Below are 26,670 nucleotides of genomic sequence, written 5' to 3' on the forward strand. Positions count from 1 at the left end.
AAAGCGTAAGAGCATGAATGTGCTCTTACGCTTTTTATAGATAGAGGTGCAAAAATGACAGTAAGCAAATTTGTCCAAGTTCGTAGAGATTTACATAAAATTCCGGAGATCGGATTTAAAGAGTGGAAAACACAACAGTATATTTTAGATTATATAGGAACGCTTCCTAATGAATATTTGGAAGTGAAAACATGGAAAACAGGTGTAATTGTTAAAGTAAATGGAAAAAATCCAGAAAAAATAATAGGTTATCGTGCAGATATAGACGGTCTACCAATTACAGAGGAAACTGGATATGAATTCTCTTCTGTCCATGAAGGAATGATGCATGCATGTGGACATGATTTGCATGCAACAATCGGTTTAGGACTTCTAACAGCGGCTGTAAGCGAAAGAATAGATGATGATCTTGTGTTTATATTCCAACCAGCTGAAGAAGGTCCAGGTGGTGCACTTCCTATGTTAGAAAGCGATGAGTTAAAAGAATGGAAGCCGAATATGATTCTTGGACTTCATATTGCGCCTGAATACTCTGTGGGAACAATTGCGACAAAAGAAGGTTTATTATTTGCGAATACATCAGAGCTATACGTTGATTTAAAAGGAAAAGGTGGACATGCTGCATATCCGCATACAGCAAATGATATGATTGTTGCAGCGAGTCATCTCGTTACACAACTTCAATCAGTTATTAGTCGTAATGTGAACCCTCTTGACAGTGCGGTAATTACAATTGGGAAAATTACAGGTGGTACAGTTCAAAACATTATCGCAGAAAAGTCTCGTTTAGAAGGAACAATTCGAACGCTATCAGTGGAATCAATGAAACGTGTTAAAAGCCGAATTGAGGCAATTGTTGCGGGAATAGAAGCTTCTTTTCAATGTGAAGCTGTTATTGACTACGGAGCGATGTATCATCAAGTGTATAACCATGAGGAGCTAACGAGAGAGTTTATGCAATTTACACGTGAACAAACGACTATGGACGTAATTACGTGTACGGAGGCAATGACAGGTGAAGACTTTGGTTATATGCTTCGAGAGATACCTGGATTTATGTTTTGGCTTGGAGTAAATTCAGAATATGGTTTACATCATGCGAAATTAAAACCAGACGAAGAGGTTATTGAGAAAGCAATTGTATTTTTAAATCAATATGTGAAGTGGAAGGGAAATAGAAAGTGAACTTACTCGCTAATTGTGCAATAGTTTAGAGTGGGGACTTCTTAGTTCAGAGACGAAAACATCTTTCGTATTCGTTAGTGTTAGACATCTTCATACAAATGAGTAAAGTTAAATTTGACGTCTTAATAATGAGCAGGGGTTTTTTAGCCACTGCTCATTATTAATTATTGCTAATAGGGAAGATAATTATTTAACTACCCTATATATGTTTACTTTTAGTATGAAAAGTGTGTAAAATCAATGTGATACATAGAAAAAAGGGTGGGGAATTACGTGCAAATTAGCAGTGCGATTTTATGTTTCGTCTTATATGCATATGTTATTATTGCGGCGGTTTATTTTGGGATAAGTTTTTACGCCTATCGTTTAGCAAATAATAGTGAATATGAAGAAACATACAAATGGGTGAAAAGATATTTGTCACCTGTACTAGAAATTATGAATGGATTTGTTCTTTTTTTATTTATTGGATTAATTGCTTTCTCAACGAGTTTAGTAGGGAATAAGACTACGTTATTTGTACTAGGTATCATTATTTTTATGCTATTAGGAATTCGGATTGGTAATACGGTGTTTTGGAACGAAAGAAAAATAGATGGTTGGACAGGGATGTTTATTCCATGTATGTTAGCTGCAATTGTGACGAATATAGAACATGAATATTATCAATTACATTTTTGGCTTATCATTGTTTTAACAATCCTCTCTGTTTTGTATATAAGTACTGTCGTGCTAACATACATCGCAAATGAAAAAGGAGATGCAAAAGGTGCGCACTTCTTTAGAGGGCGTGCATTATTATGGAGTGTGCCGACGATGGCAGTTATAGGAATTATTGCGATATTAGTAAATGGATATCAATTTACTAATTGGCAATTGTTTTTAGAAACTTGGTGGATCTTCATTGTTTCGCTTGTAGCTTTTTTAGGCGCAACACATTATTTATTCCATCAACATCATTACATATTGGCACTGTTATTCGCATTTACACAACTTTTATTTGCTTTTTTCGGACAAGAAACGCTATTGTTCGTTTTTGAAACATTTAGTTCATTTGGAAATATATTTGTATTTGGTATGTTAATTTTCGGTATCGCGTTTTATTTACAACAGTATTTTTATATGCAAAAACAAAAATAAGAAGTATATACAGGTTTTTGTAGCGAATTTAAAGTATGTTACAATAAAAGTACATAGTATTTGATGTTATTGGAGGAATTCCTGTGGGCGAAAAAGAGAAAGAATTTGCTGTTATTGGGCTTGGCCGTTTTGGTGGAAGTATTTGCCGTGAATTAGCTCAATTAGGTATGGAAGTAATGGCAATTGACTCAGATGAGGATAAAATTAATGAGTTTGCAAATATAGCTTCGCATGCTGTAATTGCAGATTCAACAGATGAGATGGTATTAAAAAGTCTTGGTATTCGTAATTTTGATCATGTAGTCGTTGCTATTGGAGATAATTTGAATTCAAGTATTTTAACAACGTTAATTTTGAAAGAATTAGGTGTGAAAAATATTACTGTAAAAGCTCAAAATGACTATCATGAAAAAGTGTTAAGTAAAATAGGGGCAGATCATATTGTGCATCCAGAACGAGATATGGGAAAAAGGATTGCTAATAATATCGCATCAAGTAATGTGTTAGATTACCTAGAGCTTTCAGATGAGCATAGTATTGTAGAGATTATCGCAAATAAAAAAATTGATGGGCACTCTTTAATTGAATTAGATATTCGTGCGAAGTTTGGTTTGAACATTGTAGCAATTAAACGTGGAAAAGAAGTTATCGTATCTCCTCGAGCTACAGAAAACGTTCAGGCGGGAGATATATTAATTGTAATTGGTCATGACGATGAAGTAGATCGTTTTAAGCATTTTTTAAGATAAGAGAAAAGGACAATGCCGAGGAGGCATTGTCCTTTTTCTTATATTTCCATAATGATTGGTAAAATCATTGGACGACGTTTCGTTTTTTCGTATAGGAATGGTGCTAATGTGTCTGTAATCTCATTTTTAATTTCAGACCATTGTGTTGTTTTTCGCTCCATTACTTTTTCTAAATGTGTTGTAATTAATGTTTGAGCATCGTTGATTAAATCGCTGCTTTCACGCATATAAACGAAACCACGCGAGATGATATCAGGTCCTGCTGCAACTTTAAATTCTTTCATATCAATGCTTACAACTACAATAACAAGTCCTTCTTCAGAAAGAATGCGACGATCACGTAATACGATATTACCGATATCTCCAATACCATTTCCATCGATATAGACAGAGCCAGATGGGATTTTCCCAGCTACACTTGCTTCATCAGAACGTAAAGCAAGAACATCTCCATTATCCATAATGAAACAATTTTCTTCTGGAATACCACAATCATTCGCTAATTTCATATGCATACGTTGCATACGATATTCACCATGAATTGGCATGAAATATTTCGGCTTAATAAGACGTAGCATTAACTTTTGTTCTTCTTGTCCACCGTGTCCACTCGTATGAATATTTGAGAGTTTACCATGGATTACATCAGCACCAGCGCGGTACAACATGTTAATTGTACGACTTACACTAATTGTATTGCCTGGGATTGGTGAAGAAGAGAAAACAACTGTATCGCCAGGGATAATTTGAATTTGACGATGTGTACCATTGGCAATACGTGAAAGTGCTGCCATCGGCTCCCCTTGACTACCTGTACATAACATAACAACTTTATTAGCTGGTAGGCGGTTTAGCTGAGCTGTGTCTATGAATGTATCCTTTGGACACCGGATATAACCAAGGTTTTGTCCGATTTCAATAGCCGCTTCCATACTTCGACCGAATACAGCTACTTTACGATTGTTTTCAACAGCAGCCTCAACAACTTGTTGTAAGCGATGGATATTCGATGCAAAGGTTGCGAATATAATACGACCGTCTACTTTGCGGAATATATCTTGAATACTATCACCAACGCGGCGCTCAGACATCGTAAAGTTTGGCACTTCACTGTTTGTACTATCAGATAAGAGACAAAGTACACCGTCTTTTCCGATTTCGGCCATTTTTGTTAAATCTGCTGGCTCACCTACTGGTGTGAAATCAAATTTGAAATCACCTGTATGAACGACTTGTCCTTGAGGTGTTTTCACAACAACTCCGTATGAATCCGGAATACTGTGAGTTGTACGGAAGAAGGAAACAGATGTCTTTTTAAATTTAATAACATCATCTTCTTGAATTTCATAAAGTTTTGCTTTACGAAGTAATCCGTGCTCTTCTAATTTGTTTTTTATTAGGGCAATTGCTAATTTTCCGCCGTAAATTGGAATGTTTACTTGACGTAATAGATAGGGAATTCCACCGATATGATCTTCGTGACCATGTGTAATGAATAACCCTTTAATTTTATCTTCGTTTCGCACAAAATAAGTGTAATCTGGTATTACATAATCGATCCCTAGGAGTTCGTCTTCTGGAAATTTAATTCCAGCATCAATTATAATAATTTCATCTTGAAATTGAACAGCATATGTATTTTTACCGATTTCACCAAGACCACCGAGGGCAAAAACGGCAGCTTGATCATTTTTTAGGAATTTCATATGACTATACGATCTCCGCTAATATTAAATCAGCGTTTTGTTTTTCATATTCAAGATGAGCACCAGTAACAGACTGAACGAACTCGATATTATATGCGAACTTATTTAATTTTTTACGAACATCCTTTTGAGACGTAGCCTCTAAATATAAAACTTTTGTATTTTCACGTACTGGGACCTCAGTTAATTTTTCTTGATAAAATACTTTAAAAATCATTGGGAAAACCTCTCCTTGTCTATGTTTTGCATTATCTGTTACTTATTATAAAGCAAACAGTCATGATTTTCATGTTTTTTCGAATGAGAATGAAGAAAAAGCCCGAAATGGGCACAATTTAAGCGATTGTCTTCTTACGGACTAAATCGTTTAAATAACGCTTGAGCTTTTTCTTCAGCTTCTTCAGCATGATTACTCCTTCCTTTCCTTATTTTAAACATGCATATTACTAATGATAACTCCGTCTCTCATACAAGAAAGAAGATTAGAAGTGAATAGTGAATCTTGTTCTTTTTAGTATAGTGTAAGTTATCTTGTAGTAACGATTAGTAGCCGTTAGTTATAGATATAGTATGAGGAAGAATAGAAAAGAAAATTCATCCGAACAAGTATCCACATTTTTTCACTAATAGTATATGCACATTTCATAAATAAGGTCAGAAAGTGAACGCTTTCTTCACAGATGTTTAATATGTTATACTTTTTTTTGAAATTTGAAAAGTGATAATCAAAATAGGAATATAGAGTGCCAGAAAGGATTTTGACAAATGAATGATAAAATTGTCTTTTTTGATATTGATGGAACATTATTAGATCATGATAAGAAAATTCCGCAATCTACAAGAGATGCAGTAAGAGATTTACAAGAAAAAGGTGTGCATGTAGCGATTGCGACAGGGCGTGCGCCATTTATGTTTGAAGATATTCGTGAGGAACTCAATATACATAATTATGTTAGTTTTAACGGGCAGTATGTTGTATTTGAGGATGAGGTATTATTTAATAATCCATTACATCCGGATGCTCTACATAAGTTTACTCAGTTTGCAAAACAAGAAGGATATCCACTTGTATATCTTGACCATCAAGAAATGAGAGCGTCAGTGGAATATCATGATTATGTAAAAGAAGGTTTTGGAAGCTTACAATTCGAGCATCCGGCATATGAACCTGATTTTTATGAGAAACGCGATATTTATCAAACACTTCTTTTTTGTGAAGTAAACGAAGAAGAAAAGTTTATTCATCATTATCCAGATTTTCATTTTATACGCTGGCATGCATATTCAATGGATATTATTCCTAATGGTGGTTCTAAGGCAAAAGGGATTGAGAAGTTTATTGAGAAAATAGGATTTAATCGTGAACAAGTATATGCATTTGGGGACGGATTAAATGATTTAGAAATGATTGAAGCAGTAGGAACGGGCATTGTGATGGGGAATGGTCATGAGGATTTGAAAAAACTTGCTAATTATGTGACAAAAGATGTTAATGAAGACGGTATTTATCACGGATTAAAGTGGGCTGGCTTGTTATAAGTAAGTGTGGAACCCATTTCATATAATAAAAAGGCGGAAGGTTAACTTCCGCCTTTTTACTATTAGCGCTCGAGAGGTTTTGAATCATCGGGAGCCACAAATGGATTGTCTTTATTAATATGGTCATAGAACATAACACCGTTTAAATGGTCGATTTCATGTTGGAATACAATTGCTGGTAAACCTTTTAATCGCAGTTTTACGTCTTCACCGTTAATCGTTGTTGCCTTTACTGTAATTCTCGTGTAACGAGGGACATAACCAGGTACTTCACGGTCTACAGATAGACAGCCTTCACCATTTTGTAAATATGTACGTTCAACAGAATGACTAATGATTTTTGGGTTAAATAATGCGTAGCTATATAACGTATCGTTCGTATCAGTTACATGAACCGCAATCATTTTCTTTGAAATACCGATTTGCGGAGCCGCTAATCCGATTCCGGGGCGTAAATTATATTTTTCAGCCATTTCAGGGTCCTGGCTATTTATTACAAATTCAATCATTTCTTTAAGAGTATTTGTATCTTCCTCGCTAGCAGGTAAGAAGACCTCTTCTGCGACGTCGCGCAAAATAGGATTTCCTTCACGAATTACCTCATTCATTGTAAGCATATGTAATCTCTCCTTTCTCCTTTAGTCTACCAAAGGAGATAAAAAAAGTCATCGGCAAGTAAGGAAGAGCTACTTGGAAACAAATCTTCTACAGATAAGTTATGTAATAAAAAGAAAAGACGGCAAAGCCGTCTGTTTCTTTCCATAGTTGTTTCATTTTACATTAATTAGCGAATGCAAGCAGCACCAACGATAATTAAAAGGATAAACAACACAACGATTAAGGCGAAGCCGCTTCCAGATCCGCCACAAGAACCGCCATAACCGTAGGAAGGATATGAACAAGTTGTTGGATAGCAATATGAGTATCCGTACATGAGATGACCTCCTTTATCATTTCCCGCTAATACTGCGGTTACTATAATGTATGGAGGAATGATCAGAAATGTATAGGTATTTACCTATAAAAGGAAGAAGTGTTTGTATAATTTTCTTGAGAAGAGAGAAAAACTAAGGAGAATTAAATCGTTTACATATTATTCTAAGAGAAAAAATAAGTTAAAAAGGGAATAATATAACAGCAGGTTATTGCTTACTAATACAGATGTGAAAAATAAAAACACGTTTGTGTAGAGGAAACCGGCATATTATTTATAAAAAAACGTATTCAAAGTAATTGACATCGTAATTAGAATAGTTGTAAACTAAAAAACGTGATCAAGATTGTATTAATATGTTTTTGAAAAAACATTAGTACAGATTGTTAGGTACACAAAATTATTCTCAACCGACAAACAAATTTGTTGGTTTACATTGTTGCGCTTTCAGTCTAGCTAATAGATAGTGAAAGCGTTTCAGAATATGGTTCAAGAGAGGAAGAGGTGAACGGAATGGGTACTAAAACAAAAAAGACCCTATTTAATGTTGATGAGCAAATGAAAGCTATCGCAGCTCAATTTGAAACATTACAAATTTTAAATGAAAAAGGCGAAGTTGTGAATGAAGCAGCTATGCCTGAATTATCTGATGATCAATTAAAAGAATTAATGCGCCGTATGGTGTATACTCGCGTACTAGATCAACGTTCTATTTCTTTAAACCGTCAAGGACGTTTAGGTTTCTACGCACCAACTGCTGGACAAGAGGCTTCTCAATTAGCAAGTCATTTCGCACTTGAAGCAGAAGATTTCATCTTACCAGGATATCGTGACGTTCCACAATTAGTGTGGCACGGTCTACCATTATACCAAGCATTCTTATTCTCTCGTGGACATTTCATGGGTAACCAAATGCCTGAGAATGTAAATGCACTTGCTCCACAAATCATTATCGGTGCGCAAATCATCCAAACTGCTGGTGTTGCGTTAGGTATGAAATTACGTGGTAAAAAATCTGTTGCAATTACTTACACTGGTGACGGTGGTGCTTCACAAGGTGACTTCTACGAAGGTATGAACTTTGCGGGTGCATTCAAAGCTCCAGCAATCTTCGTTGTACAAAACAACCGTTATGCAATCTCTACTCCAGTAGAAAAGCAATCTGCAGCTAAAACTGTAGCACAAAAAGCAGTAGCAGCAGGTATTTACGGAATTCAAGTAGACGGTATGGATCCATTAGCTGTATACGCAGCAACTGCTTTCGCTCGTGAGCGCGCAGTAAATGGCGAAGGTCCTACTTTAATCGAGACTTTAACATTCCGTTATGGTCCACATACAATGGCTGGTGATGACCCAACTCGTTACCGTACAAAAGATATCGAAAACGAATGGGAACAAAAAGATCCAATCGTACGCTTCCGTGCATTCTTAGAAAACAAAGGCCTATGGTCTCAAGAAGTTGAAGAGAAAGTTATCGAAGAAGCAAAAGAAGATATCAAACAAGCAATTGCTAAGGCTGACCAAGCTCCAAAACAAAAAGTTACTGATTTAATGGAAATCATGTACGAAAAAATGCCTTACAACTTAGCTGAACAATATGAAATTTACAAAGAAAAGGAGTCGAAGTAAGCCATGGCTCAAATGACAATGATTCAAGCAATCACTGATGCTTTACGCGTTGAAATGAAAAATGATCCTAACGTACTTGTGTTTGGTGAAGACGTTGGTGTAAACGGCGGAGTATTCCGTGCTACTGAAGGTTTACAAGCTGAATTCGGTGAAGATCGTGTAATGGATACTCCACTTGCAGAGTCTGGTATTGGTGGACTTGCAGTTGGACTTGCACTTGAAGGCTTCCGTCCAGTTCCAGAAATCCAATTCTTCGGTTTCATTTATGAAGTAATGGATTCAGTTTCTGGTCAATTAGCTCGTATGCGTTACCGTTCTGGTGGACGTTGGACTGCTCCAGTAACAATTCGTTCTCCATTCGGTGGTGGTGTTCATACTCCTGAACTACATGCTGATAGCTTAGAAGGATTAGTGGCACAACAACCTGGTCTAAAAGTTGTTATTCCATCTACTCCATACGATGCAAAAGGTCTTTTAATCTCTGCGATTCGTGACAACGATCCAGTTATCTACTTAGAGCATATGAAATTGTACCGTTCATTCCGTCAAGATGTACCAGAAGGTGATTACACAATTGATTTAGGCAAAGCTGACATCAAACGTGAAGGTACAGATGTATCTGTTATCGCTTATGGTGCTATGGTTCATGCTGCATTAAAAGCTGCTGAAGAACTTGAAAAAGAAGGTATCTCTTTAGAGGTTGTTGACTTACGTACAGTTCAACCATTAGATATCGAAACAATCATCGCTTCTGTTGAAAAAACAGGCCGCGTAGTTGTAGTTCAAGAAGCTCAAAAACAAGCTGGTATTGCAGCTAACGTTGTAGCGGAAATTAACGACCGTGCAATCTTAAACTTAGAAGCTCCAGTTGTACGTGTTGCAGCTGCTGATACAGTATTCCCATTCTCTCAAGCTGAGAGCGTATGGTTACCAAACCATAAAGATATTGTTGAAGCTGTTAACAAAGTAATGAACTTCTAATTTTTAGTTTTTCATGTGCAAAAGAAATCAGCACATGCTGGTTTCTTTTGTACATATTCCATAATAATGAAATGAATCAGGGGGCTGAATTCCGTGGCATTTGAATTTAAACTACCAGATATCGGTGAAGGTATCCACGAAGGTGAAATCGTAAAATGGTTTATTAAACCAGGCGATGAAGTAAATGAAGACGATGTACTTCTTGAAGTACAAAATGATAAAGCAGTAGTAGAAATCCCTTCTCCTGTTAAAGGTAAAGTACTTGAAGTACTTGTAGAAGAAGGAACAGTTGCAATTGTAGGAGATACATTAATTAAATTTGATGCTCCTGGATACGAAAACCTTAAATTTAAAGGTGACGATCATGATGAAGCTCCAAAAGCTGAAGAAGCAGCAGTAGAAGCTCCAGCAGCGGAAACTACTCCAGCAGCAACTGCAGAAGTAGTAAATGAGCGTGTAATCGCTATGCCATCTGTTCGTAAATATGCTCGTGAAAAAGGTGTAGATATTCATAAAGTAGCTGGTTCTGGTAAGAACGGCCGTGTTGTGAAAACTGACATCGAGGCATTTGCAAATGGTGGACAAACTGTAGCAGCAACTGAGGCTCCAGCAGCAGTAGAAGCTACTCCAGCAGCAGCGAAAGAAGAAGCACCAAAAGCACAACCAATCCCAGCTGGTGAATATCCAGAAACTCGTGAGAAAATGAGTGGTATCCGTAAAGCGATTGCGAAAGCAATGGTTAACTCTAAGCATACAGCTCCTCACGTAACATTAATGGATGAAGTAGATGTAACAGAACTTGTTGCTCACCGTAAGAAGTTCAAAGCTGTTGCAGCTGACAAAGGTATTAAATTAACTTACCTTCCATACGTTGTAAAAGCTTTAACATCTGCATTACGTGAATTCCCAATGTTGAATACTGCTTTAGACGATGCTTCTCAAGAAATCGTTCATAAACATTACTTCAACATCGGTATCGCAGCTGATACAGACAAAGGTCTATTAGTACCAGTTGTTAAAGATACAGATCGTAAATCTATCTTTACTATCTCTAACGAGATCAATGAACTTGCTGGTAAAGCACGTGATGGTCGTTTAGCTCCAACTGAAATGAAAGGTGCTTCTTGCACAATTACAAACATTGGTTCTGCAGGTGGACAATGGTTCACTCCAGTTATCAATCACCCAGAAGTAGCAATCCTTGGTATCGGCCGTATCGCTGAGAAACCAGTTGTGAAAAACGGTGAAATCGTTGCAGCTCCAGTATTAGCATTATCTCTAAGCTTTGACCATCGTTTAATTGACGGCGCAACTGCTCAAAAAGCATTAAACCAAATTAAACGTCTATTGAATGACCCACAATTATTAGTAATGGAGGCGTAATAACAATGGTAGTAGGAGATTTCCCAATTGAATTAGATACAGTCGTTGTTGGTGCAGGTCCTGGTGGATACGTTGCGGCAATTCGTGCAGCACAATTAGGTCAAAAGGTAGCGATTATTGAAAAATCTAACCTTGGTGGCGTATGCTTAAACGTTGGATGTATTCCTTCAAAAGCGTTAATCAATGCAGGTCATCGTTATGAGAATGCAATGCATTCTGATGACATGGGTATCACTGCAGAGAACGTAAAAGTTGACTTTACAAAAGTTCAAGAATGGAAAAACGGCGTAGTTAAGAAATTAACTGGCGGTGTTGAAGGCCTTCTTAAAGGTAACAAAGTTGAAATCATTCGCGGTGAAGCTTACTTCGTAGATGCTAACACATTACGCGTAATGACTGAAGATGCAGCACAAACTTATACGTTTAAAAATGCTGTTCTTGCAACTGGTTCTACACCAATCGAAATTCCAGGATTCAAATACTCTAAACGTGTTATCAACTCTACAGGCGCTTTAAGCTTACCTGAAATTCCTAAAAAACTTGTTGTAATCGGCGGCGGTTACATCGGTATGGAATTAGGTACTGCATATGCTAACTTCGGTACAGAAGTTACTGTAGTAGAAGCTGGCGACGAAATCTTAGCTGGTTTCGAAAAAGCTATGAGCTCTGTTGTTAAACGTGCTCTACAGAAAAAAGGTAACGTAAATATCCATACAAAAGCTATGGCTAAAGGCGTTGAAGAAACAGAAACTGGCGTAAAAGTTAGCTTTGAAGTTAACGGTGAAATCCAAACTGTAGAAGCAGATTACGTATTAGTAACTGTAGGTCGTCGTCCAAACACTCAAGAAATCGGTCTTGAGCAAGTTGGAATTAAAATGACTGACCGTGGCATTATCGAAATTGATGAGCAATGCCGTACAAATATTTCAAACATCTATGCAATCGGTGATATCGTTCCTGGACCACCATTAGCTCACAAAGCTTCTTACGAAGGTAAAGTAGCTGTTGAAGTAATTAGTGGCCATGCATCAGCAATCGATTACATCGGAATTCCTGCAGTATGCTTCACTGATCCAGAATTAGCATCTGTTGGTTACACTAAGAAACAAGCTGAAGAAGCAGGAATGACAGTAGCTGTATCTAAGTTCCCATTCGCTGCAAATGGTCGTGCGTTATCATTAAACAGCACTGAAGGTTTCTTACAACTTGTAACGCGTAAAGAAGATGGTCTTCTTGTAGGTGCACAAGTTGCAGGTGCAGGTGCTTCTGATATTATCTCTGAGATTGGTTTAGCTATCGAAGCTGGAATGACAGCTGAAGATATCGCTCAAACAATCCATGCTCACCCAACATTAGGTGAAATCACAATGGAAGCAGCTGAAGTTGCTCTTGGAATGCCAATTCACATTGTAAAATAATTTAAGTAATGTAAATACCCCATCTCTTATTTAAAGAGATGGGGTATTTTTATTTTCATGAAATGACTTGCAAGGTCTTTATATGTACTTGTCGAATGAATATATAATACTTTAAATGAACCGTTAGCATATATGCCGTTATATAATATGTAATTGATTCAAACTTAATCCCATATATTAATAAAATAGAGCATGTCAAAGGAGAAGGTTCCATGAGAATATTACATGTTATATTTTATCATTTTCTATTATGGAGTGGTTTTTCCATTGTATTAACATTATCGAATGGTGATAAGTTTCATTATAAAGTAATTCTCTTTTTCGTATTTCTTTATTTGGCATATGTGATTGCATGTTTTGTATTACACGTAAGAAAGCAGGCGTTATTCCTTACGTGTTCAAATTGCATACTTTTTTTAATCATATTCTCTATTTTTTAAATTAACGTTTATAGAAATACATTGTTCTTCCATTAAATAGTTGTAACTCTCCTTCTAATTTCTTCGCTAGAAAACGGCTAAATTCATTTGCTTTTCCTTTATCACCAAATGTTGCTGTAGTAGGCAAAGAAACCTGAATAAAAGATTGTTCCTTTTCTATTCCAATCCCAACATAAATAGAATCATATCGATCGTGACTCGATTGGAGTTTTAATGTTGTTGCTGATGTATCTAATATTTCATAAGGAAAAGCTGTATTTGTATAAGCATAATTAATTTGATCACCAGTCTTGGAAGTAACGGTTTTATAGTTATGAAAAAGGTGTTTAACATCTTCTATTGAAACAGATTGTTGATTGGATTTAGGTACAAGTGTGATAAAGGCGTGTTGCATACAAATTCCCCCTTAACTTAGTAGAATAATATCATTCTACATCCTACTGAATTTTTTGACAATTAAAAGGAGTATTACTTTTTTTGTTTAATATATTAATGAGTAGGAAGTGTTATTTAGAAAGGTGGAAACTCATGTTTGAAAAATTGTATGATGAGCATGAAAGTGTGAAGGTACGATTTTTAGGATTTATGACGCATGATACACGTTATGATTTTGGAGTTATTTATACAAATATGTTTTTTGGAAAGCCACTTATTGTTTGTATGCAAACAGGGAGATCTACTTTGCTTGGGAGAGATGATGTAGAAAATGTTCCATATATACAGGAAACTTTTAAGTTAGGATCGGAAGAGGAGGCGGAGGAGTTAGCTCAGTTTTTTAAATTTCTTGTTCCGTCTACTTCTTTGCATGCGGAGTATGAAGAATAATTAACAAGAAACAGTCGTACGTATGAGATATGGCTGTTTTTTTGTGTTAATATCGCATACTAATTTAATTTTAAAATATTTAATGTGTTATACTAAAAACCTATTGACGTAAAAAGTATAACATATTAAAATGAAGACAGAAAGTTAAGCGGTTACAAAAGTTTTTGGGATTATAAACTTAGGGGGAAATGAAAAATGGGAACAATCGTATGTCAAGATTGTGAAGGTACAATTGCACACTTCGAGGATGAGAAAGTAACGGTACTTTACGGGAAATGTGGATCTTGCGGATGTGATCACACAGAACATACAAAAGCCCAATAATTGATAGGAAATTGACAGCTAAAAGTTTTTAGGACCATAAACTTAGGGGGAAATGAAAAATGGGAACAATCGTATGTCAAGTTTGCGAAGGAACAATCGGACATTTTGAGGATGAGAAAACGACAGTACTTTATGGGAAATGTGGTTCCAATTGTGACTGTGCTAGTAGAGACAATGCGAAAGCTTAATCATATATAAGTAGATTATTCTTAAAACTCAGGGGGAAATGAAGATGGGAACAATCGTATGCCAAGTTTGTGAAGGAACAATCGCACATTTTGAAGATGAAAAATCAACAGTACTTTATGGGAAATGTGGATCTCATTGCGAATGTGACCATAAAGAACATACAAAAGCTTAATAATTAAGAAAAAACGCCTACACATGTAGGCGTTTTTTTAATAGATTGTAGTTGTATGTCCGACTGTTGCAACGATTGCATCATCTCTAATAGGAATAAATCCTATTGATGTTTGTGGCGTGTTAGGAGGGGCGTATTGACTCATCATACGGCTATCAATACGAGTAATAAAATCGGTTAAATAAGCTGAAATAAAAGCATAAGGAATCCTTCGTTCATTTAATGAATAAATAATTTCCTCTTTCGTTTTTACGCCTACGCCATGTCCGTAAAAAAAGAAGTTTCCTAGATAGATTGTATTTTCTCCTTGCCACTCAATCGTAGCTGGATTAACTTGTGGGTTTTTAAAGTAAACGAGGTCACCTGGAACGATATCGCCACTCGTTTTTGTTATGAGCTTTAAGTCGCGATCGTAGTCCCATGTATAAAGTAAGAGGTTTGCGAATAGACGGTTGAAAGTTTTTTCCTCATATAATGATAGTAATGCTTTGTAAAAAATGATAATCATTGCGGTGGCACATTCAGTTCCATATAGTTTTCCGTTTTTAAAAATATCTTGGATGGCAATGGAAGGGGCTATGTTTGGGAGTAGTTGAAATCCGCCAAGTGATGTTCTTTCCCAAAACTGAGGGTTGCAAAAAGATTGTTGAAACGTACGAAACTGAAATCCACTTTGAAAAAGTTCTAGCGCAGAAGTAATAATATTAACTCGTAAATTAAGATCAAAGCTGAGTTCATCGGCTGTTCGGAAGGAATAAACTTCTTGATTTCCCGCCATTATGGATAAAATCTGTTGTTTTTCAGCTGCAAATGGCTCATATTCATTTGTGATATAAGGGTGTACAATAGAACGGCCTATCACAATCATAATGGTATCCCCACCTATACGTTACAGATTTCGCGATACGGGAAAGCCTATATTGGACTTTAGTCCGCCTTTAGACATAGGATGAAAGTATCGCTTTTTCATAGAAAAACATTTATCCCGCTATTTGCGGGCAGTAAGAATTCCGCCTCAAAATTCGGCTGGAGCCCTGCTGCCCGTAAACGCCCGATTGGTGAAGGCTAATAATCAGTGGGGATGAACAAAACCCCACTGATTAAAGTTTCACTTTATATTTTGGTAGACTTTAACTACAGACAAGTACAAGTCTTTAAAACGCCAATGTGTTCTTTGAATAAAGATAGCATAGGGAGTTCGATAGCCGAATTCAAGCTATCGGTAAAATGATATGTGTCGTCAAGAACAAGACGCTAAAACACCTGAACACGAATCTGTACGGTATGGTATAGTACCGTAGCTCACGAACCTATACGATCTGTTGTGAGAGTGGTGATGGCACACCGCAATCTTGCACGTCAGCGATACCAGAAATGGATTTCGCCTTAGGTAGCAAGAATCCCACTGATGTTAGTCAGCTTGCCCCATTAGGGTGGGAATGTCAAATTCTTTAGTATCGTATGAAAAAAAGAGAAAAAAGGTGAAAGAAAAGCCTATCAACTGATAGGCTTGTACTCTTTAATAACACGTAATGTTTGTAATGTCATATCTTCAGGACCTTGTACAGGTAACCCAGCTTCTAAATTTTTAAGAATATACTCTAAGTTATCTTGTGTAATAATTTCCCCCGGAGTAAAGATTGGAATCCCTGGCGGATAAACCATAACAAAATCAGCTATAATACGACCTGCTGCGTTTTCAAATGGAATGACTTCTGTTTCTGAATAAAAAGCATCTCTAGGAGAAAGTGCTAGCACAGGTATTTCAGGTATTTCTACTTGTACTTGAACACCTTTGTCTGCTCTATTTCTATATGTTGCTGCTAAATCTTGTAATGCTGTAATAAGTGTATCTGTTTCACTTTCTGTATCTCCAAATGTGATAAGACAAAGTATGTTATATAAATCAGAGAGTTCTACTTCAATGTTGTAATGTTCTCTAAGCCATACTTCAGCCTGATGGCCTGTAATACCTAAATCTTTTACAGATACAATTATCTTTGTAGGATCATAGTTAAAAGTAGCATCTGTTCCTAGCATTTCTTTTCCAGGACAATAAAGATGCTCAATAACATTTATAGCATCACGAACATGCTCAGCTAATTGTATTGTTTGTCCTATGAGAGCTGTTCCTTCTGTAGCAAGACGTTTTCTAGCAACATCAAGGGATGCTAACAAAATGTAAGAAGTTGATGTAGTCGTAAGCATGCTAATAATGGATTGGACATGCTTTACGTTCACAAGACCTTCTTTTACATTAAGAATAGAGCTTTGGGTTAAAGACCCACCTAATTTGTGAACACTTGTTGCTGCCATATCTGCACCTGCTTGCATAGCTGATATTGGTAGTTCATCATGAAAATGGATATGAACACCGTGAGCCTCATCAACAAGTACAGGAATATCGTAAGAATGAGCTAATTCTACAATCTGCTCTAAATCTGCAGCAAACCCAAAATATGTTGGATTTATAACAAGTAAGCCTTTCGCATCTGAGTGCTCTTCAAGAGCCTTTTTGACAGATTGAATTGTGATCCCATGTGAAATACCGAGCTTCGGATCAATCTCAGGATGCATGAAAATTGGTTTTGCACCTGAGAAAATAATAGCGGACATTACTGATTTATGCACATTCCGTGGCACGAGGATTTTATCCCCAGGACCGCACACGCTCATCACCATTGTCATAATTGCACCACTTGTACCTTGAATAGAAAAGAACGTATGATCTGCACCGAAAGCAGCGGCTGCTAAATCCTGTGCTTCTTTAATCATACCTTTTGGATGATGTAAATCATCGAGCGGTGCAATATTAATTAAATCAATTGCTAATGCATTATGCCCAATAAATTCGCGAAATGTAGGATCCATGCCCTGTCCTTTTTTATGACCAGGAATATGGAATTGAACTGGATTTCGCTTACTGTGCTCAACTAAAGCGGTAAACAATGGTGTTTCGTATTGGGACAATCTATACACCCCTTCTTCTTCGTAATATTTATTAGAGTTTGTTTTATATGATTTCATCTCATTCTAAAAGGAAATTAAGATGACAAACTTTTAGAACTTGACTTGTTTTTCTGCCATTCGCAAAAGCCTTTTTGGGGATGGTAGTCTCACTTTATTCTCTATAAAACAAAAGCATTATATCACCAATAATTATAGATGTATAGAAAAATCGCATTTTCAAGGTGAGTATGTTTAATAGTTATATTTTAAATACTGCAAAGAGGAAGACAATTCCATTGAAATGGATAAATGGTGTATAATGCAGAGTGGTTATAGTGAAGAATAAAAGGCTGTCTTAAAGGTAGCATAATGGAAAAAGAAAGAATACTGAATGAGGTGCAAAAATGGAATATCAATATCCACTTGATTACAATTGGTCAAATGAAGAAATGGTAGCAGTTGTAAAGTTTTATGAAGCGATTGAAAAGGTATACGAAAAAGGAGTTTTGAGAGAAGATTTGATGGAATTATATCGTCGTTTTAAAGAGATTGTGCCATCGAAGGCAGCGGAGAAAAAAATTGATAAAGAATTTCAAGAAGTAAGTGGATATTCTATATATCGTACGATTCAAAAAGCAAAGGAAGTAGCAGAAAAAAAGATTGTTAAAATGTAAAAATATTTTGAAAAATAAAATATGAAGTGCTATAATGTGATAACAACTAAAAACGGACAATATAAATTGTCCGTTTTCTACTATCGATTACAAAGTGCATATAAAGGAAGGAGTGGTTGCATCGTAGATTCAATCTTAGCAAGGAATTGTTCGTTGGTCATTGCTGAAAACTCCTCTGGTGATATATGAATACCGACTAATAACTCTGCTTTTTTCACAGTAGCTAAACGTTCAATCATCTTTTGTAAGTCTTCCGTTTCAAGCGTTTTATGTAGTTTTACACCTGGTTTAGTATGGTCAATGGACCAAACGAAGTCATTTGGAATATTTGTTTTTAAATCATTTAAATGTTCTAAGAAGGCGTGAGCCGTCTCCACTTTTTGTGGACACTCATAGATTAAACCAAAGTATATGAAGGCGTGAGTACCCCATAAACCAATTTGAAAGTGTGGTAACATTTTATATCCACGTTTATTTGTTGAAAAAGCAACCCAAGTATCGTTTGGTGGATTGACTTTGCGGCGTGCATGTTTTGCTACATGGTAGAAAAAGTTTTCATCAGTTTGTTGTGATAAATATTCTGCAAATTGTTCCCCTAAAGCTTCTAGCTTAGGATGAATATTCGTTTTAATTGCGCTCATTCGTTCTTCAAGACCATCAACAGTAAAGACTTCAAAATCAGTTGATGTGAATGTTTGTAGTGTCATGATTGTTCCTCCAACTCCTATTTTGTTTTAATTTTAGCATAGCTTGTACTATTCATAAAAAAAACAGCACAAAAAAATTTAAATAAAAAAATATAATTGTGTTGCATAGATGATTTATCCAACATAGTATAGTATAAAACAAAAAATCAGAAAATTGAATCAATTCTAGTCCGAGGGCAGACGAATATTGGGAGGAGGCAAAAAAATGAGACAGGTGATTAATGCGTTAAAGAGAACAGATGCTGAAAAGAGAATTCCGGTACTACGTTTGGAGCTAGATTATGAATTAGCAACTTTATATGATGCGATGATGGATAACGACAAACAGAAAAAAGAAGAGTGCGTACAAAAATTAGAAGTGTTAAGACTTGAAATGATCCGTTTAGAAGCGTAATAATAGTATATGTATAAATAATTAGTTGGTGCGAACCTTATAAAGGGTTCGTTTTTTCTGTGAACAGTATAGATCGGAGTGTTTAAACATGCAAGAAGTATGGAAAGACATCGATACACACGCGAAACAGTGGATTCGAGAAGCTGGAGAACATTTAATGGCGTCACTGAAAAAAACACTTATTATAGAAACAAAGTCAAATGCAGCTGATCTAGTAACAAATATGGATCGAGAAACGGAGCAGTTTTTAATTGGGAAAATTAAAGAAACATTCCCACATCATAATATTTTAGGAGAAGAAGGCTACGGAGATGAGATTACCTCTTCTAATGGGGTTGTTTGGTTAATTGATCCAATTGACGGCACGATGAACTTTGTTCATCAAAAAAGAAATTTCGCAATCTCAATCGGGATTTATGAGAACGGTATCGGAAAGATTGGTCTTATTTATGATCCAGTTCATGACGAACTATATCATGCGGTAAAGGGAGAAGGGGCTTTTTGCAATGATTTAGCTATTCCCATGTTGGAAAAAGGAACGGTAGAGCATGGAGTTATAGCTTTGAATGCGATATGGCTTACTGATAATCCATTGCTTAATATGGAAAAAATGATGATGCTCGTTAAGAAGGCGAGAGGTACGAGGTCATATGGTTGTGCAGCGTTAGAAATGGTATATGTTGCAACCGGAAGATTAGATGCATATGTGACACCGCGCTTATCACCATGGGACTTTGGCGGGGGACAGATTATTGTAGAAGAAGTTGGCGGTAAAGTGACAACGTTCTTGGGAACGCCTCTTTCTATTGTAGAGAAAAGCAGTGTGTTAGTTGCAAAACCAGGAGTATACGAAGAATTATTACCATTTGTATCGCAATAATGAAAAAAAGTAAGAGGCATAAAGAAGCTTCTTACTTTTTAATGTTATTGCGATTTACGCATTTTTCTTTTTGTTACAAAACCGTATCCAACTGTAACAAATGTGCCGATAATGCAAATAATAATGCCGATGGGACTATTTTCAGCAACCATAATTCCGATACCAATTAAGAAGATAACACCGATAATTGCTGTTAATAAAAAGCGATATTGAATGTGTTCCATTTCTTCACCCTCCAATCTTATTTTACTTTCACAAAAGTAAGAATACAACTATATTTTCATTCTTGATTTTATTTTGATTGCCATTGTATCCCCTTCGCTCTTATAATAGAGAAGGATTAAAAAGACATTAGGAGTTGGACATGTTGAAAAAACGACAAGATTTACGAAATATAGCAATTATTGCCCACGTTGACCATGGTAAAACAACACTTGTTGACCAGTTATTACGTCAAGCGGGGACGTTCCGTGCGAATGAACATATTGAAGAACGCGCAATGGACTCAAATGATCTAGAAAGAGAACGTGGTATTACAATTTTAGCGAAGAATACTGCGATTCACTATGAAGATAAAAGAATTAACATTTTAGATACACCTGGTCACGCTGACTTCGGTGGAGAAGTAGAACGTATCATGAAAATGGTTGATGGTGTTCTACTTGTTGTTGATGCATATGAAGGTTGTATGCCACAAACACGATTTGTTTTAAAGAAAGCTCTTGAGCAAAACTTAACTCCAATCGTTGTTGTAAACAAAATTGACCGTGACTTCGCTCGCCCTGATGAAGTAGTTGATGAAGTAGTCGACTTATTCATCGAACTTGGTGCAAACGAAGATCAATTAGAGTTCCCAGTTGTATTTGCATCAGCAATGAACGGAACAGCAAGCTTAGATTCAAATCCAGCAAATCAAGAAGAGAATATGAAATCATTGTTTGACACAATTATTGAACATATTCCAGCACCAATTGATAACAGCGAAGAGCCACTTCAATTCCAAGTAGCACTTCTTGATTACAATGACTATGTTGGTCGTATCGGGGTTGGACGCATATTCCGTGGTACAATGAAAGTAGGACAACAAGTTGCATTAATGAAAGTTGACGGAAGTGTAAAACAATTCCGTGTAACTAAATTATTTGGTTATATTGGATTAAAACGTCAAGAAATTGAAGAAGCAAAAGCTGGAGATTTAGTAGCTGTTTCAGGTATGGAAGACATTAACGTAGGTGAAACGGTATGTCCGGTTGAGCATGAAGAGGCTTTACCATTATTACGTATTGATGAGCCAACACTACAAATGACATTCCTTGTAAATAATAGCCCGTTTGCAGGTCGTGAAGGTAAATTCATTACTTCTCGTAAAATTGAAGAGCGTCTTCGTTCACAATTAGAGACAGATGTAAGTTTACGTGTAGATAATACAGATTCTCCTGATGCATGGATCGTATCTGGACGCGGAGAGTTACATTTATCTATCTTAATTGAAAACATGCGTCGTGAAGGTTATGAACTACAAGTATCTAAGCCAGAAGTAATTATTAAAGATGTTGATGGCGTAAGAAGCGAGCCTGTAGAGCGCGTACAAATCGATGTGCCTGAAGAATACACTGGTTCTATTATGGAATCAATGGGCGCACGTAAAGGTGAAATGTTAGATATGGTGAATAATGGAAATGGTCAAGTTCGCCTTACTTTCATGGTTCCGGCACGTGGTTTAATTGGTTACACAACAGAATTCCTAACATTAACTCGTGGTTACGGTATTTTAAACCATACATTTGATTGCTACCAACCAGTACATGCTGGACAAGTGGGTGGACGTCGCCAAGGTGTTCTAGTTTCACTTGACACAGGAAAAGCATCACAATATGGTATTATGCAAGTTGAAGATCGCGGTGTAATCTTCGTTGAACCAGGTACAGAAGTATATGCTGGTATGATCGTTGGAGAACATACACGTGAGAATGATTTAACAGTTAACGTTGTAAAAATGAAACAACAAACTAACATTCGTTCTGCGACGAAAGATCAAACTTCATCAATGAAAAAACCACGCTTAATGACTTTAGAAGAGTCATTAGAGTACTTAAACGATGATGAGTTCTGTGAAGTAACTCCAGAATCAATTCGTCTACGTAAAAAGATTCTTGATAAGAGTGAGCGCGAAAGAGCTGCTAAGAAAAAGAAATCTGTTGAAGCATAAAATAATAGAACAGCTACCTTTTATGAAGGTAGCTGTTTTTTTGTTTTTTGTTTATTTTTTTAGAATATTTACTCTTTTTTGTGGACAGTATTTTTTTTGCGAGTTACTCTTGTATTAAGTACATAAAGAGAATTTGTTTCATGAGAAGGGGTGAAAGATAGTGTTAGAAAGAATGTCATTTTTCGCGAAACTTTGTAAAGTTGATGAAAATCCAGAGTTAGGGATGTGGTTGCTTTATGGAACAATAATTTTATTAAGTGCACTTGTATATAATTTAGGATTTGCAAGGAAGCTATCGGTACTAAAAAATATAGTGATATATATTTCTTTAGCAATTGGATGCACGGTATTAACTTTTTTTGCAGTTTTTTTACCCGTTGGAGAGGGGCTCGTTGTAGCGGCAATTGTACTTGGAATTTATAGACTGCGTTTACGTCAAGCTAAACAACAAAAAACAGGGTGAAAAAAGGAGGGGCTTTCATGCGCTCAGTACAAGATGCATTATATAATTGGTTAACAATTAAAACGGTTGCGGAAGCACGTCCAGATGATAGAGCTGCACAAGAAACGTATGTATTATTTCAAAATATGATATATGAAGAGCATAAATTACGAAATGTAGAAGTTGAAAAGAACGAGGAAATGTATTTGATTACATATGAAATTGATGGAGAAATAAGGTGTGCAAGATTTCCGGTAGAAGCCATTGATTGTTTTTTGGATCAGATGAATCGTGAACCAGAAAAATACAAATAAGTCCTTATCTATATGATTAAGGACTTATTTCCGGTTTACCAATCGTCTTCTACTTTTTTATCACGATATAATCGGAAATTACCACTCGCATGGCGTTCCGTAGTACGCTCTGCAATTCGTTCCGTACATTCCATGCACATATATGTATGAATAGGGCGATTACGCAGTTTTTTTGCCATAGGATTTTCGTCATCTAACATATCTTTTTTATCACAAATCATACATTTGACTCTCATTTCGTCACCTCAATACGAATTCTATCAGTATAAGTATATCATGGAAGTATAATGTTTTTGAATAATAGCGGGAAAAAATAATATTTTCGCAATTCGAAAAATAGGTTATGATAAGGATATATAAATAATATTTGGAGGTGGAAATATGGCGAATGTAGTTGAGCCTACATTGACAGGTGATTTAGTACAATCTTTGCGTAAAGAGTGTATCGTTATGATAGCAACAACAGATTTCGAAAAACAAATTCCTAACGTAAGTGCTATTTCTTGGGTATATGCAGTGAGTGAAACTAGTATTCGATTTGCGGTAGATCAACGCTCACGTATTGTGGGGAATATACGGCATAGTGCAGGGGTTGTATTGACTATAATGGCGAATGAATCCGTATTTTCCATAAGTGGTGAAAGTGAAATTTTAACAGATAGAATGGAAGGGATTCCTCTAAAATTAACGGTAGTAGAAGTGAATGTACAAGAAGTTCGTGATGTTATGTTTTATGGTGCGAAACTTGCTACTGAACCAACATATGAAAAAACATATGATCTTCGAGCTGCTAAAAAGCTTGATAACCAAGTATTAGTAGGAATGAAAGAATTATAAAGAAGATGAATAGGAACATCGTTCATAAACTTTTACAAGTGAGTATTGTGATTTAATGTGAAAAATTATAATAAAAAGTAATATATTGAATAGAAATGAATAAAAAATAAAGAAAAGGTTTAATTTCTATGAATTTCGATTCTACCTCGTTTTTACGGTACATATAATTATAACAATGGTTCGTCCATATTTTATGGATGAAACCCTTGTTCTACAAATTTAAAAGTGGAGTCAGGGGGTAACAGGTTGGATAAAATTTATGTGTTAGATACGAATGTACTTTTGCAGGATCCTTTATCTATTTTTTCATTTGCAACAAATGAAGTAGTGATTCCAGCAGTTGTATTAGAAGAGGTTGATTCGAAAAAACGTTATATGGATGAAGTAGGACGAAATGCTCGCTATGTATCTAAGTTAATCGACAAATTTCGCGAAATAGGAAAGCTGCATGAAAGTATTCCGTTAGAAAACGGCGGTACATTTCGTATTGAATTAAATCATCGCTCATTTGTTCAACTGCAAGATATTTTTGTAGAAAAAACAAATGATAATCGAATTTTAGCGGTAGCGAAAAACCTCTCTTTAGAAGAACAAGAAAAAGAGGACGGGAAATCAGTTATTTTAGTAAGTAAAGATGTACTCGTAAGGGTAAAAGCTGATGCAATCGGATTGCAGGCCGAAGATTATTTAAGTGACCGAGTAATCGAAGTGGAAAATATATATTCAGGATTTTTAGAAGGGTATATATCAAAAGAACAGTTAGATTATTTTTATGAAAAAGGTGAACTACCTTTATCTGAAATCGCAAATCATCCTTTTTATCCAAATCAGTTTGTTGTAATGAAAGATGCACTAGGGGGTTCTAGTTCTGCACTTGGGATTGTGGATCATTTAGGTAAGAAGGTAAAAAAACTTATTTTTCACAATGAACAAGTGTGGGGGATACGCCCACGAAACGTGCAGCAAATTATGGGATTAGAATTGCTACTTCGGGAAGATATTCCACTTGTAACGTTAACAGGAAAAGCAGGTACAGGAAAAACGTTACTTGCATTAGCTTCGGGACTAATGCAAACGGAAGATTTAGGTTTATATAAAAAACTACTTGTCGCGAGACCAATTGTACCGGTAGGAAAAGATATAGGTTATTTACCAGGAGAGAAAGAGGAAAAATTAAGACCGTGGATGCAGCCGATTTTTGATAATCTAGAGTATTTATTCAACACGAAAAAGCCTGGGGAGCTAGATGCTATTTTAGCTGGGATGGGTTCGATTGAAGTAGAAGCGCTTACCTATATACGCGGGAGAAGTATTCCAGACCAGTTCATTATAATTGACGAGGCACAAAATTTAACGAAGCATGAAGTGAAGACGATATTAACAAGGGTAGGCGAAAAAAGTAAGATTGTATTAATGGGGGATCCTCAGCAAATTGATCATCCGTATTTAGATGAATATAATAACGGTTTAACATATGTCGTAGAGAAGTTTAAAGAACAACGTATTAGTGGTCATGTAAAGTTTGTTAAAGGAGAGCGTTCTAATTTAGCACAACTAGCAGCGGATTTATTATAAAAAGGAGTGAGCTTAAGCTCACTCCTTTTTTGCCTTTTAATTATACAATTTAAATGATTGTAAATTTACGGATGTTACGAATCGGATTTTGTCTATTAGATCCATCATGGAAATATAGATGAACAGGCCCGTCTTCTCGTAATGGTTTACCTTCTTTTGAAAAACCGAGAATAGCTTTATGGGCTGTTTCTAACGGAAGTGTAATTGTATTGTCTGTTGTTTCTATTTCGACATGAGTAGCATCTTCTAAAATTTCAGCATTTTTTAGAAATGGATGAAGTGGTATGCCAAATGTCCCGTTAATAAGCTGTTCTTTTTTATATTTCTTTACACTTTGTTGTATTGGCGGGAAGGCAGCACCATCACGGATTTCGCGATCCCAATGCTCTGAAGTATGTTTTAAGTATGTTTCTAATTCGGATGAGTCTTCTCTAGTTTCATCAAAGTAAGTTGTCAAATCTATTTTTCGATCATCGAAAATCCATACAGTTGGATCGATAGTGATTGGAAAACGAACTTTTCCATTAATAAATAAAATTTCGCTCATTGTTGTTCCCCCATTTGTGTTATACTCCCACTTTTCAGTATAATAGTATTAGGCACTGTTGTCACAAAAAATGTTTCTATTGCAATTTATTAAAACTATCGCTAATATTAATAGATATGAGAGAGTAGGACGGAAACGGAGGGAATCAATTTGGCGTCTGAGACAGTATCAAATCATCAGGAAAAGGCACTAGCCCTTCTACAAGCGGATGCAGAGAAGATTTTAAGACTTATTAAGGTACAAATGGACAATCTTACAATGCCGCAATGTCCATTATATGAAGAAGTTTTAGACACACAAATGTTTGGACTATCCCGCGAGGTCGATTTTGCGGTTCGCCTTGGTCTTATTGGAGAAGAACAAGGGAAAGCAATGTTAGGAGAGCTCGAACGTGAGTTGTCTGCACTTCATGAAGCATTTACAAACAAACAACAATAACGGGTTCAAATAAGGGGGCTCAAACTGAAATAGTTTGGGCTTTTTATTTGTATAATAAAGAAGGAAGAACCTATATACATATGGAATACA

At 36.0% G+C, this 26,670-nt stretch carries 33 protein-coding genes; 22 read left to right on the forward strand and 11 right to left on the reverse strand.

Annotation, left to right across the window (positions count from 1 at the left end; genetic code table 11):
• Positions 1 to 54: 54 nt before the first annotated feature.
• The 3 genes from MR155_RS02820 (at position 55) to MR155_RS02830 (ending at position 3,074) form a co-directional block, all read left to right on the forward strand.
• Positions 55 to 1,185, forward strand: a complete 1,131-nt coding sequence (locus MR155_RS02820) for an N-acetyldiaminopimelate deacetylase (protein ID WP_002033831.1) — start codon at positions 55 to 57, stop codon at positions 1,183 to 1,185.
• Positions 1,186 to 1,458: 273 nt separating this feature from the next.
• Positions 1,459 to 2,325: a hypothetical protein gene (locus MR155_RS02825; RefSeq protein ID WP_002014843.1), complete on the forward strand. Its 867-nt coding sequence runs from the start codon at positions 1,459 to 1,461 to the stop codon at positions 2,323 to 2,325.
• An 83-nt stretch (positions 2,326 to 2,408) separates the two neighbouring features.
• A complete protein-coding gene (locus tag MR155_RS02830) occupies positions 2,409 to 3,074 on the forward strand; it encodes a potassium channel family protein (RefSeq protein WP_000504033.1) in 666 nt (221 codons plus the stop codon).
• 38 nt (positions 3,075 to 3,112) lie between these two features.
• Here the strand turns inward: MR155_RS02830 and rnjA are convergent, their stop codons facing one another.
• Both rnjA and MR155_RS02840 read right to left on the reverse strand, forming a co-directional pair.
• On the reverse strand, positions 3,113 to 4,780 hold the full coding sequence (gene rnjA, locus MR155_RS02835) for a ribonuclease J1 (RefSeq protein ID WP_002033834.1): 1,668 nt from the start codon (positions 4,778 to 4,780) through the stop codon (positions 3,113 to 3,115).
• A 4-nt stretch (positions 4,781 to 4,784) separates the two neighbouring features.
• Positions 4,785 to 4,997, reverse strand: a complete 213-nt coding sequence (locus MR155_RS02840) for a DNA-dependent RNA polymerase subunit epsilon (RefSeq protein ID WP_000576436.1) — start codon at positions 4,995 to 4,997, stop codon at positions 4,785 to 4,787.
• A 548-nt stretch (positions 4,998 to 5,545) separates the two neighbouring features.
• Between MR155_RS02840 and MR155_RS02845 the strand changes: the two genes are divergently transcribed.
• Positions 5,546 to 6,319 carry a Cof-type HAD-IIB family hydrolase gene (locus tag MR155_RS02845; protein ID WP_002014845.1) on the forward strand — a complete coding sequence of 258 codons (774 nt, stop codon included), beginning with the start codon at positions 5,546 to 5,548 and terminating at the stop codon, positions 6,317 to 6,319.
• A 62-nt stretch (positions 6,320 to 6,381) separates the two neighbouring features.
• On the opposite strand, the gene def is transcribed toward MR155_RS02845, so the two are convergent.
• Positions 6,382 to 6,936, reverse strand: a complete 555-nt coding sequence (def, locus tag MR155_RS02850) for a peptide deformylase (RefSeq protein WP_242307860.1) — start codon at positions 6,934 to 6,936, stop codon at positions 6,382 to 6,384.
• A 167-nt stretch (positions 6,937 to 7,103) separates the two neighbouring features.
• A complete protein-coding gene (locus MR155_RS02855) occupies positions 7,104 to 7,253 on the reverse strand; it encodes a YjcZ family sporulation protein (protein WP_002014847.1) in 150 nt (49 codons plus the stop codon).
• Positions 7,254 to 7,766: 513 nt separating this feature from the next.
• On the opposite strand from MR155_RS02855, the gene pdhA reads away from it, so the two are divergent.
• The 5 genes from pdhA to MR155_RS02880 all read left to right on the forward strand — a co-directional run bounded on the left by pdhA (position 7,767) and on the right by MR155_RS02880 (position 13,104).
• Positions 7,767 to 8,882, forward strand: coding sequence for a pyruvate dehydrogenase E1 component subunit alpha (pdhA, locus tag MR155_RS02860; RefSeq protein WP_000536893.1), 1,116 nt, complete (start codon positions 7,767 to 7,769; stop codon positions 8,880 to 8,882).
• A gap of 3 nt (positions 8,883 to 8,885) precedes the next feature.
• Positions 8,886 to 9,863, forward strand: coding sequence for a pyruvate dehydrogenase complex E1 component subunit beta (pdhB, locus tag MR155_RS02865; RefSeq protein ID WP_000068162.1), 978 nt, complete (start codon positions 8,886 to 8,888; stop codon positions 9,861 to 9,863).
• A 93-nt stretch (positions 9,864 to 9,956) separates the two neighbouring features.
• Complete coding sequence (gene pdhC / locus MR155_RS02870; protein ID WP_113937181.1) at positions 9,957 to 11,246, forward strand: pyruvate dehydrogenase complex dihydrolipoyllysine-residue acetyltransferase; 1,290 nt, start codon at positions 9,957 to 9,959, stop codon at positions 11,244 to 11,246.
• Positions 11,247 to 11,251: 5 nt separating this feature from the next.
• Positions 11,252 to 12,664, forward strand: a complete 1,413-nt coding sequence (gene lpdA, locus MR155_RS02875; protein WP_242307863.1) for a dihydrolipoyl dehydrogenase — start codon at positions 11,252 to 11,254, stop codon at positions 12,662 to 12,664.
• A gap of 212 nt (positions 12,665 to 12,876) precedes the next feature.
• Positions 12,877 to 13,104: a hypothetical protein gene (locus MR155_RS02880; protein ID WP_002088334.1), complete on the forward strand. Its 228-nt coding sequence runs from the start codon at positions 12,877 to 12,879 to the stop codon at positions 13,102 to 13,104.
• Between the two features lies 1 nt (position 13,105).
• Here MR155_RS02880 and MR155_RS02885 read toward each other — a convergent pair whose 3' ends face one another.
• The gene (locus MR155_RS02885; protein WP_002014853.1) at positions 13,106 to 13,498 is read right to left on the reverse strand and encodes a DUF1885 family protein; all 393 of its coding nucleotides are present in this window, start codon (positions 13,496 to 13,498) and stop codon (positions 13,106 to 13,108) included.
• 134 nt (positions 13,499 to 13,632) lie between these two features.
• Between MR155_RS02885 and MR155_RS02890 the strand changes: the two genes are divergently transcribed.
• The 4 genes from MR155_RS02890 (at position 13,633) to MR155_RS02905 (ending at position 14,614) form a co-directional block, all read left to right on the forward strand.
• Positions 13,633 to 13,929 (forward strand): DUF3055 domain-containing protein, encoded by a 297-nt coding sequence (locus tag MR155_RS02890; protein WP_000462037.1) that lies wholly within the window; start codon positions 13,633 to 13,635, stop codon positions 13,927 to 13,929.
• 195 nt (positions 13,930 to 14,124) lie between these two features.
• Positions 14,125 to 14,253 (forward strand): GapA-binding peptide SR1P, encoded by a 129-nt coding sequence (locus MR155_RS02895; RefSeq protein WP_000536778.1) that lies wholly within the window; start codon positions 14,125 to 14,127, stop codon positions 14,251 to 14,253.
• A 59-nt stretch (positions 14,254 to 14,312) separates the two neighbouring features.
• The gene (locus MR155_RS02900) at positions 14,313 to 14,441 is read left to right on the forward strand and encodes a GapA-binding peptide SR1P (protein WP_002033839.1); all 129 of its coding nucleotides are present in this window, start codon (positions 14,313 to 14,315) and stop codon (positions 14,439 to 14,441) included.
• 44 nt (positions 14,442 to 14,485) lie between these two features.
• On the forward strand, positions 14,486 to 14,614 hold the full coding sequence (locus tag MR155_RS02905; protein ID WP_000536785.1) for a GapA-binding peptide SR1P: 129 nt from the start codon (positions 14,486 to 14,488) through the stop codon (positions 14,612 to 14,614).
• A 37-nt stretch (positions 14,615 to 14,651) separates the two neighbouring features.
• Here the strand turns inward: MR155_RS02905 and MR155_RS02910 are convergent, their stop codons facing one another.
• Positions 14,652 to 15,482 (reverse strand): protein-glutamine gamma-glutamyltransferase, encoded by an 831-nt coding sequence (locus MR155_RS02910; protein WP_002066931.1) that lies wholly within the window; start codon positions 15,480 to 15,482, stop codon positions 14,652 to 14,654.
• Positions 15,483 to 16,111: 629 nt separating this feature from the next.
• Positions 16,112 to 17,584: an arginine decarboxylase gene (gene speA, locus MR155_RS02915; protein ID WP_219303444.1), complete on the reverse strand. Its 1,473-nt coding sequence runs from the start codon at positions 17,582 to 17,584 to the stop codon at positions 16,112 to 16,114.
• 383 nt (positions 17,585 to 17,967) lie between these two features.
• On the opposite strand from speA, the gene MR155_RS02920 reads away from it, so the two are divergent.
• Positions 17,968 to 18,237, forward strand: a complete 270-nt coding sequence (locus MR155_RS02920; RefSeq protein WP_002066915.1) for a UPF0223 family protein — start codon at positions 17,968 to 17,970, stop codon at positions 18,235 to 18,237.
• Between the two features lie 80 nt (positions 18,238 to 18,317).
• Here MR155_RS02920 and MR155_RS02925 read toward each other — a convergent pair whose 3' ends face one another.
• Entirely contained in the window at positions 18,318 to 18,944 is a 627-nt protein-coding gene (locus MR155_RS02925) for a YktB family protein (RefSeq protein ID WP_002014864.1), read from the reverse strand.
• 205 nt (positions 18,945 to 19,149) lie between these two features.
• Here MR155_RS02925 and MR155_RS02930 point away from each other — a divergent pair, with 205 nt between their 5' ends.
• Complete coding sequence (locus tag MR155_RS02930; protein ID WP_002121995.1) at positions 19,150 to 19,338, forward strand: hypothetical protein; 189 nt, start codon at positions 19,150 to 19,152, stop codon at positions 19,336 to 19,338.
• An 88-nt stretch (positions 19,339 to 19,426) separates the two neighbouring features.
• Positions 19,427 to 20,218: an inositol monophosphatase family protein gene (locus tag MR155_RS02935; protein WP_002138115.1), complete on the forward strand. Its 792-nt coding sequence runs from the start codon at positions 19,427 to 19,429 to the stop codon at positions 20,216 to 20,218.
• A 44-nt stretch (positions 20,219 to 20,262) separates the two neighbouring features.
• Here the strand turns inward: MR155_RS02935 and MR155_RS02940 are convergent, their stop codons facing one another.
• Positions 20,263 to 20,442: a DUF5325 family protein gene (locus tag MR155_RS02940; RefSeq protein ID WP_000400129.1), complete on the reverse strand. Its 180-nt coding sequence runs from the start codon at positions 20,440 to 20,442 to the stop codon at positions 20,263 to 20,265.
• A 140-nt stretch (positions 20,443 to 20,582) separates the two neighbouring features.
• Here MR155_RS02940 and typA point away from each other — a divergent pair, with 140 nt between their 5' ends.
• The 3 genes from typA to MR155_RS02955 all read left to right on the forward strand — a co-directional run bounded on the left by typA (position 20,583) and on the right by MR155_RS02955 (position 23,183).
• A complete protein-coding gene (typA, locus tag MR155_RS02945; RefSeq protein ID WP_002066916.1) occupies positions 20,583 to 22,427 on the forward strand; it encodes a translational GTPase TypA in 1,845 nt (614 codons plus the stop codon).
• Positions 22,428 to 22,587: 160 nt separating this feature from the next.
• The gene (locus MR155_RS02950) at positions 22,588 to 22,890 is read left to right on the forward strand and encodes a YlaH-like family protein (RefSeq protein WP_002014795.1); all 303 of its coding nucleotides are present in this window, start codon (positions 22,588 to 22,590) and stop codon (positions 22,888 to 22,890) included.
• 17 nt (positions 22,891 to 22,907) lie between these two features.
• Positions 22,908 to 23,183, forward strand: a complete 276-nt coding sequence (locus tag MR155_RS02955; protein WP_002014793.1) for a hypothetical protein — start codon at positions 22,908 to 22,910, stop codon at positions 23,181 to 23,183.
• Between the two features lie 35 nt (positions 23,184 to 23,218).
• Here the strand turns inward: MR155_RS02955 and MR155_RS02960 are convergent, their stop codons facing one another.
• On the reverse strand, positions 23,219 to 23,419 hold the full coding sequence (locus MR155_RS02960) for a YlaI family protein (protein WP_002088318.1): 201 nt from the start codon (positions 23,417 to 23,419) through the stop codon (positions 23,219 to 23,221).
• Between the two features lie 145 nt (positions 23,420 to 23,564).
• Between MR155_RS02960 and MR155_RS02965 the strand changes: the two genes are divergently transcribed.
• Together MR155_RS02965 and MR155_RS02970 are read left to right on the forward strand one after the other, a co-directional pair.
• On the forward strand, positions 23,565 to 24,020 hold the full coding sequence (locus MR155_RS02965; protein ID WP_002014791.1) for a PNPOx family protein: 456 nt from the start codon (positions 23,565 to 23,567) through the stop codon (positions 24,018 to 24,020).
• A gap of 246 nt (positions 24,021 to 24,266) precedes the next feature.
• Positions 24,267 to 25,595, forward strand: a complete 1,329-nt coding sequence (locus MR155_RS02970) for a PhoH family protein (protein ID WP_002088317.1) — start codon at positions 24,267 to 24,269, stop codon at positions 25,593 to 25,595.
• A 49-nt stretch (positions 25,596 to 25,644) separates the two neighbouring features.
• On the opposite strand, the gene MR155_RS02975 is transcribed toward MR155_RS02970, so the two are convergent.
• Positions 25,645 to 26,142 (reverse strand): molybdopterin-binding protein, encoded by a 498-nt coding sequence (locus MR155_RS02975; RefSeq protein WP_002088315.1) that lies wholly within the window; start codon positions 26,140 to 26,142, stop codon positions 25,645 to 25,647.
• A 150-nt stretch (positions 26,143 to 26,292) separates the two neighbouring features.
• Between MR155_RS02975 and MR155_RS02980 the strand changes: the two genes are divergently transcribed.
• Positions 26,293 to 26,580 carry an Fpa/YlaN family protein gene (locus MR155_RS02980; protein WP_002088314.1) on the forward strand — a complete coding sequence of 96 codons (288 nt, stop codon included), beginning with the start codon at positions 26,293 to 26,295 and terminating at the stop codon, positions 26,578 to 26,580.
• Positions 26,581 to 26,670: the final 90 nt, after the last annotated feature.

The sequence above is a fragment of the Bacillus cereus group sp. BfR-BA-01331 genome (assembly GCF_022663915.1).
In the GTDB taxonomy this organism is placed as follows: domain Bacteria; phylum Bacillota; class Bacilli; order Bacillales; family Bacillaceae_G; genus Bacillus_A; species Bacillus_A mycoides.

Bases quoted from the DNA above. Each gene is read 5' to 3' on its own strand.
- pdhB (WP_000068162.1), top strand. From the start codon at position 8,886: ATGGCTCAAATGACAATGATTCAAGCAATCACTGATGCTTTACGCGTT.
- MR155_RS02960 (WP_002088318.1), bottom strand. From the start codon at position 23,419: ATGAGAGTCAAATGTATGATTTGTGATAAAAAAGATATGTTAGATGAC.
- def (WP_242307860.1), bottom strand. From the start codon at position 6,936: ATGCTTACAATGAATGAGGTAATTCGTGAAGGAAATCCTATTTTGCGC.
- pdhA (WP_000536893.1), top strand. From the start codon at position 7,767: ATGGGTACTAAAACAAAAAAGACCCTATTTAATGTTGATGAGCAAATG.
- MR155_RS02955 (WP_002014793.1), top strand. From the start codon at position 22,908: ATGCGCTCAGTACAAGATGCATTATATAATTGGTTAACAATTAAAACG.
- rnjA (WP_002033834.1), bottom strand. From the start codon at position 4,780: ATGAAATTCCTAAAAAATGATCAAGCTGCCGTTTTTGCCCTCGGTGGT.
- MR155_RS02845 (WP_002014845.1), top strand. From the start codon at position 5,546: ATGAATGATAAAATTGTCTTTTTTGATATTGATGGAACATTATTAGAT.
- MR155_RS02910 (WP_002066931.1), bottom strand. From the start codon at position 15,482: ATGATTGTGATAGGCCGTTCTATTGTACACCCTTATATCACAAATGAA.
- MR155_RS02880 (WP_002088334.1), top strand. From the start codon at position 12,877: ATGAGAATATTACATGTTATATTTTATCATTTTCTATTATGGAGTGGT.
- MR155_RS02890 (WP_000462037.1), top strand. From the start codon at position 13,633: ATGTTTGAAAAATTGTATGATGAGCATGAAAGTGTGAAGGTACGATTT.
- MR155_RS02965 (WP_002014791.1), top strand. From the start codon at position 23,565: ATGGCGAATGTAGTTGAGCCTACATTGACAGGTGATTTAGTACAATCT.
- MR155_RS02885 (WP_002014853.1), bottom strand. From the start codon at position 13,498: ATGCAACACGCCTTTATCACACTTGTACCTAAATCCAATCAACAATCT.
- MR155_RS02905 (WP_000536785.1), top strand. From the start codon at position 14,486: ATGGGAACAATCGTATGCCAAGTTTGTGAAGGAACAATCGCACATTTT.
- MR155_RS02930 (WP_002121995.1), top strand. From the start codon at position 19,150: ATGAGACAGGTGATTAATGCGTTAAAGAGAACAGATGCTGAAAAGAGA.
- MR155_RS02925 (WP_002014864.1), bottom strand. From the start codon at position 18,944: ATGACACTACAAACATTCACATCAACTGATTTTGAAGTCTTTACTGTT.
- MR155_RS02895 (WP_000536778.1), top strand. From the start codon at position 14,125: ATGGGAACAATCGTATGTCAAGATTGTGAAGGTACAATTGCACACTTC.
- MR155_RS02975 (WP_002088315.1), bottom strand. From the start codon at position 26,142: ATGAGCGAAATTTTATTTATTAATGGAAAAGTTCGTTTTCCAATCACT.
- MR155_RS02900 (WP_002033839.1), top strand. From the start codon at position 14,313: ATGGGAACAATCGTATGTCAAGTTTGCGAAGGAACAATCGGACATTTT.
- typA (WP_002066916.1), top strand. From the start codon at position 20,583: ATGTTGAAAAAACGACAAGATTTACGAAATATAGCAATTATTGCCCAC.
- MR155_RS02820 (WP_002033831.1), top strand. From the start codon at position 55: ATGACAGTAAGCAAATTTGTCCAAGTTCGTAGAGATTTACATAAAATT.
- MR155_RS02940 (WP_000400129.1), bottom strand. From the start codon at position 20,442: ATGGAACACATTCAATATCGCTTTTTATTAACAGCAATTATCGGTGTT.
- MR155_RS02855 (WP_002014847.1), bottom strand. From the start codon at position 7,253: ATGTACGGATACTCATATTGCTATCCAACAACTTGTTCATATCCTTCC.
- MR155_RS02920 (WP_002066915.1), top strand. From the start codon at position 17,968: ATGGAATATCAATATCCACTTGATTACAATTGGTCAAATGAAGAAATG.
- lpdA (WP_242307863.1), top strand. From the start codon at position 11,252: ATGGTAGTAGGAGATTTCCCAATTGAATTAGATACAGTCGTTGTTGGT.
- MR155_RS02935 (WP_002138115.1), top strand. From the start codon at position 19,427: ATGCAAGAAGTATGGAAAGACATCGATACACACGCGAAACAGTGGATT.
- MR155_RS02840 (WP_000576436.1), bottom strand. From the start codon at position 4,997: ATGATTTTTAAAGTATTTTATCAAGAAAAATTAACTGAGGTCCCAGTA.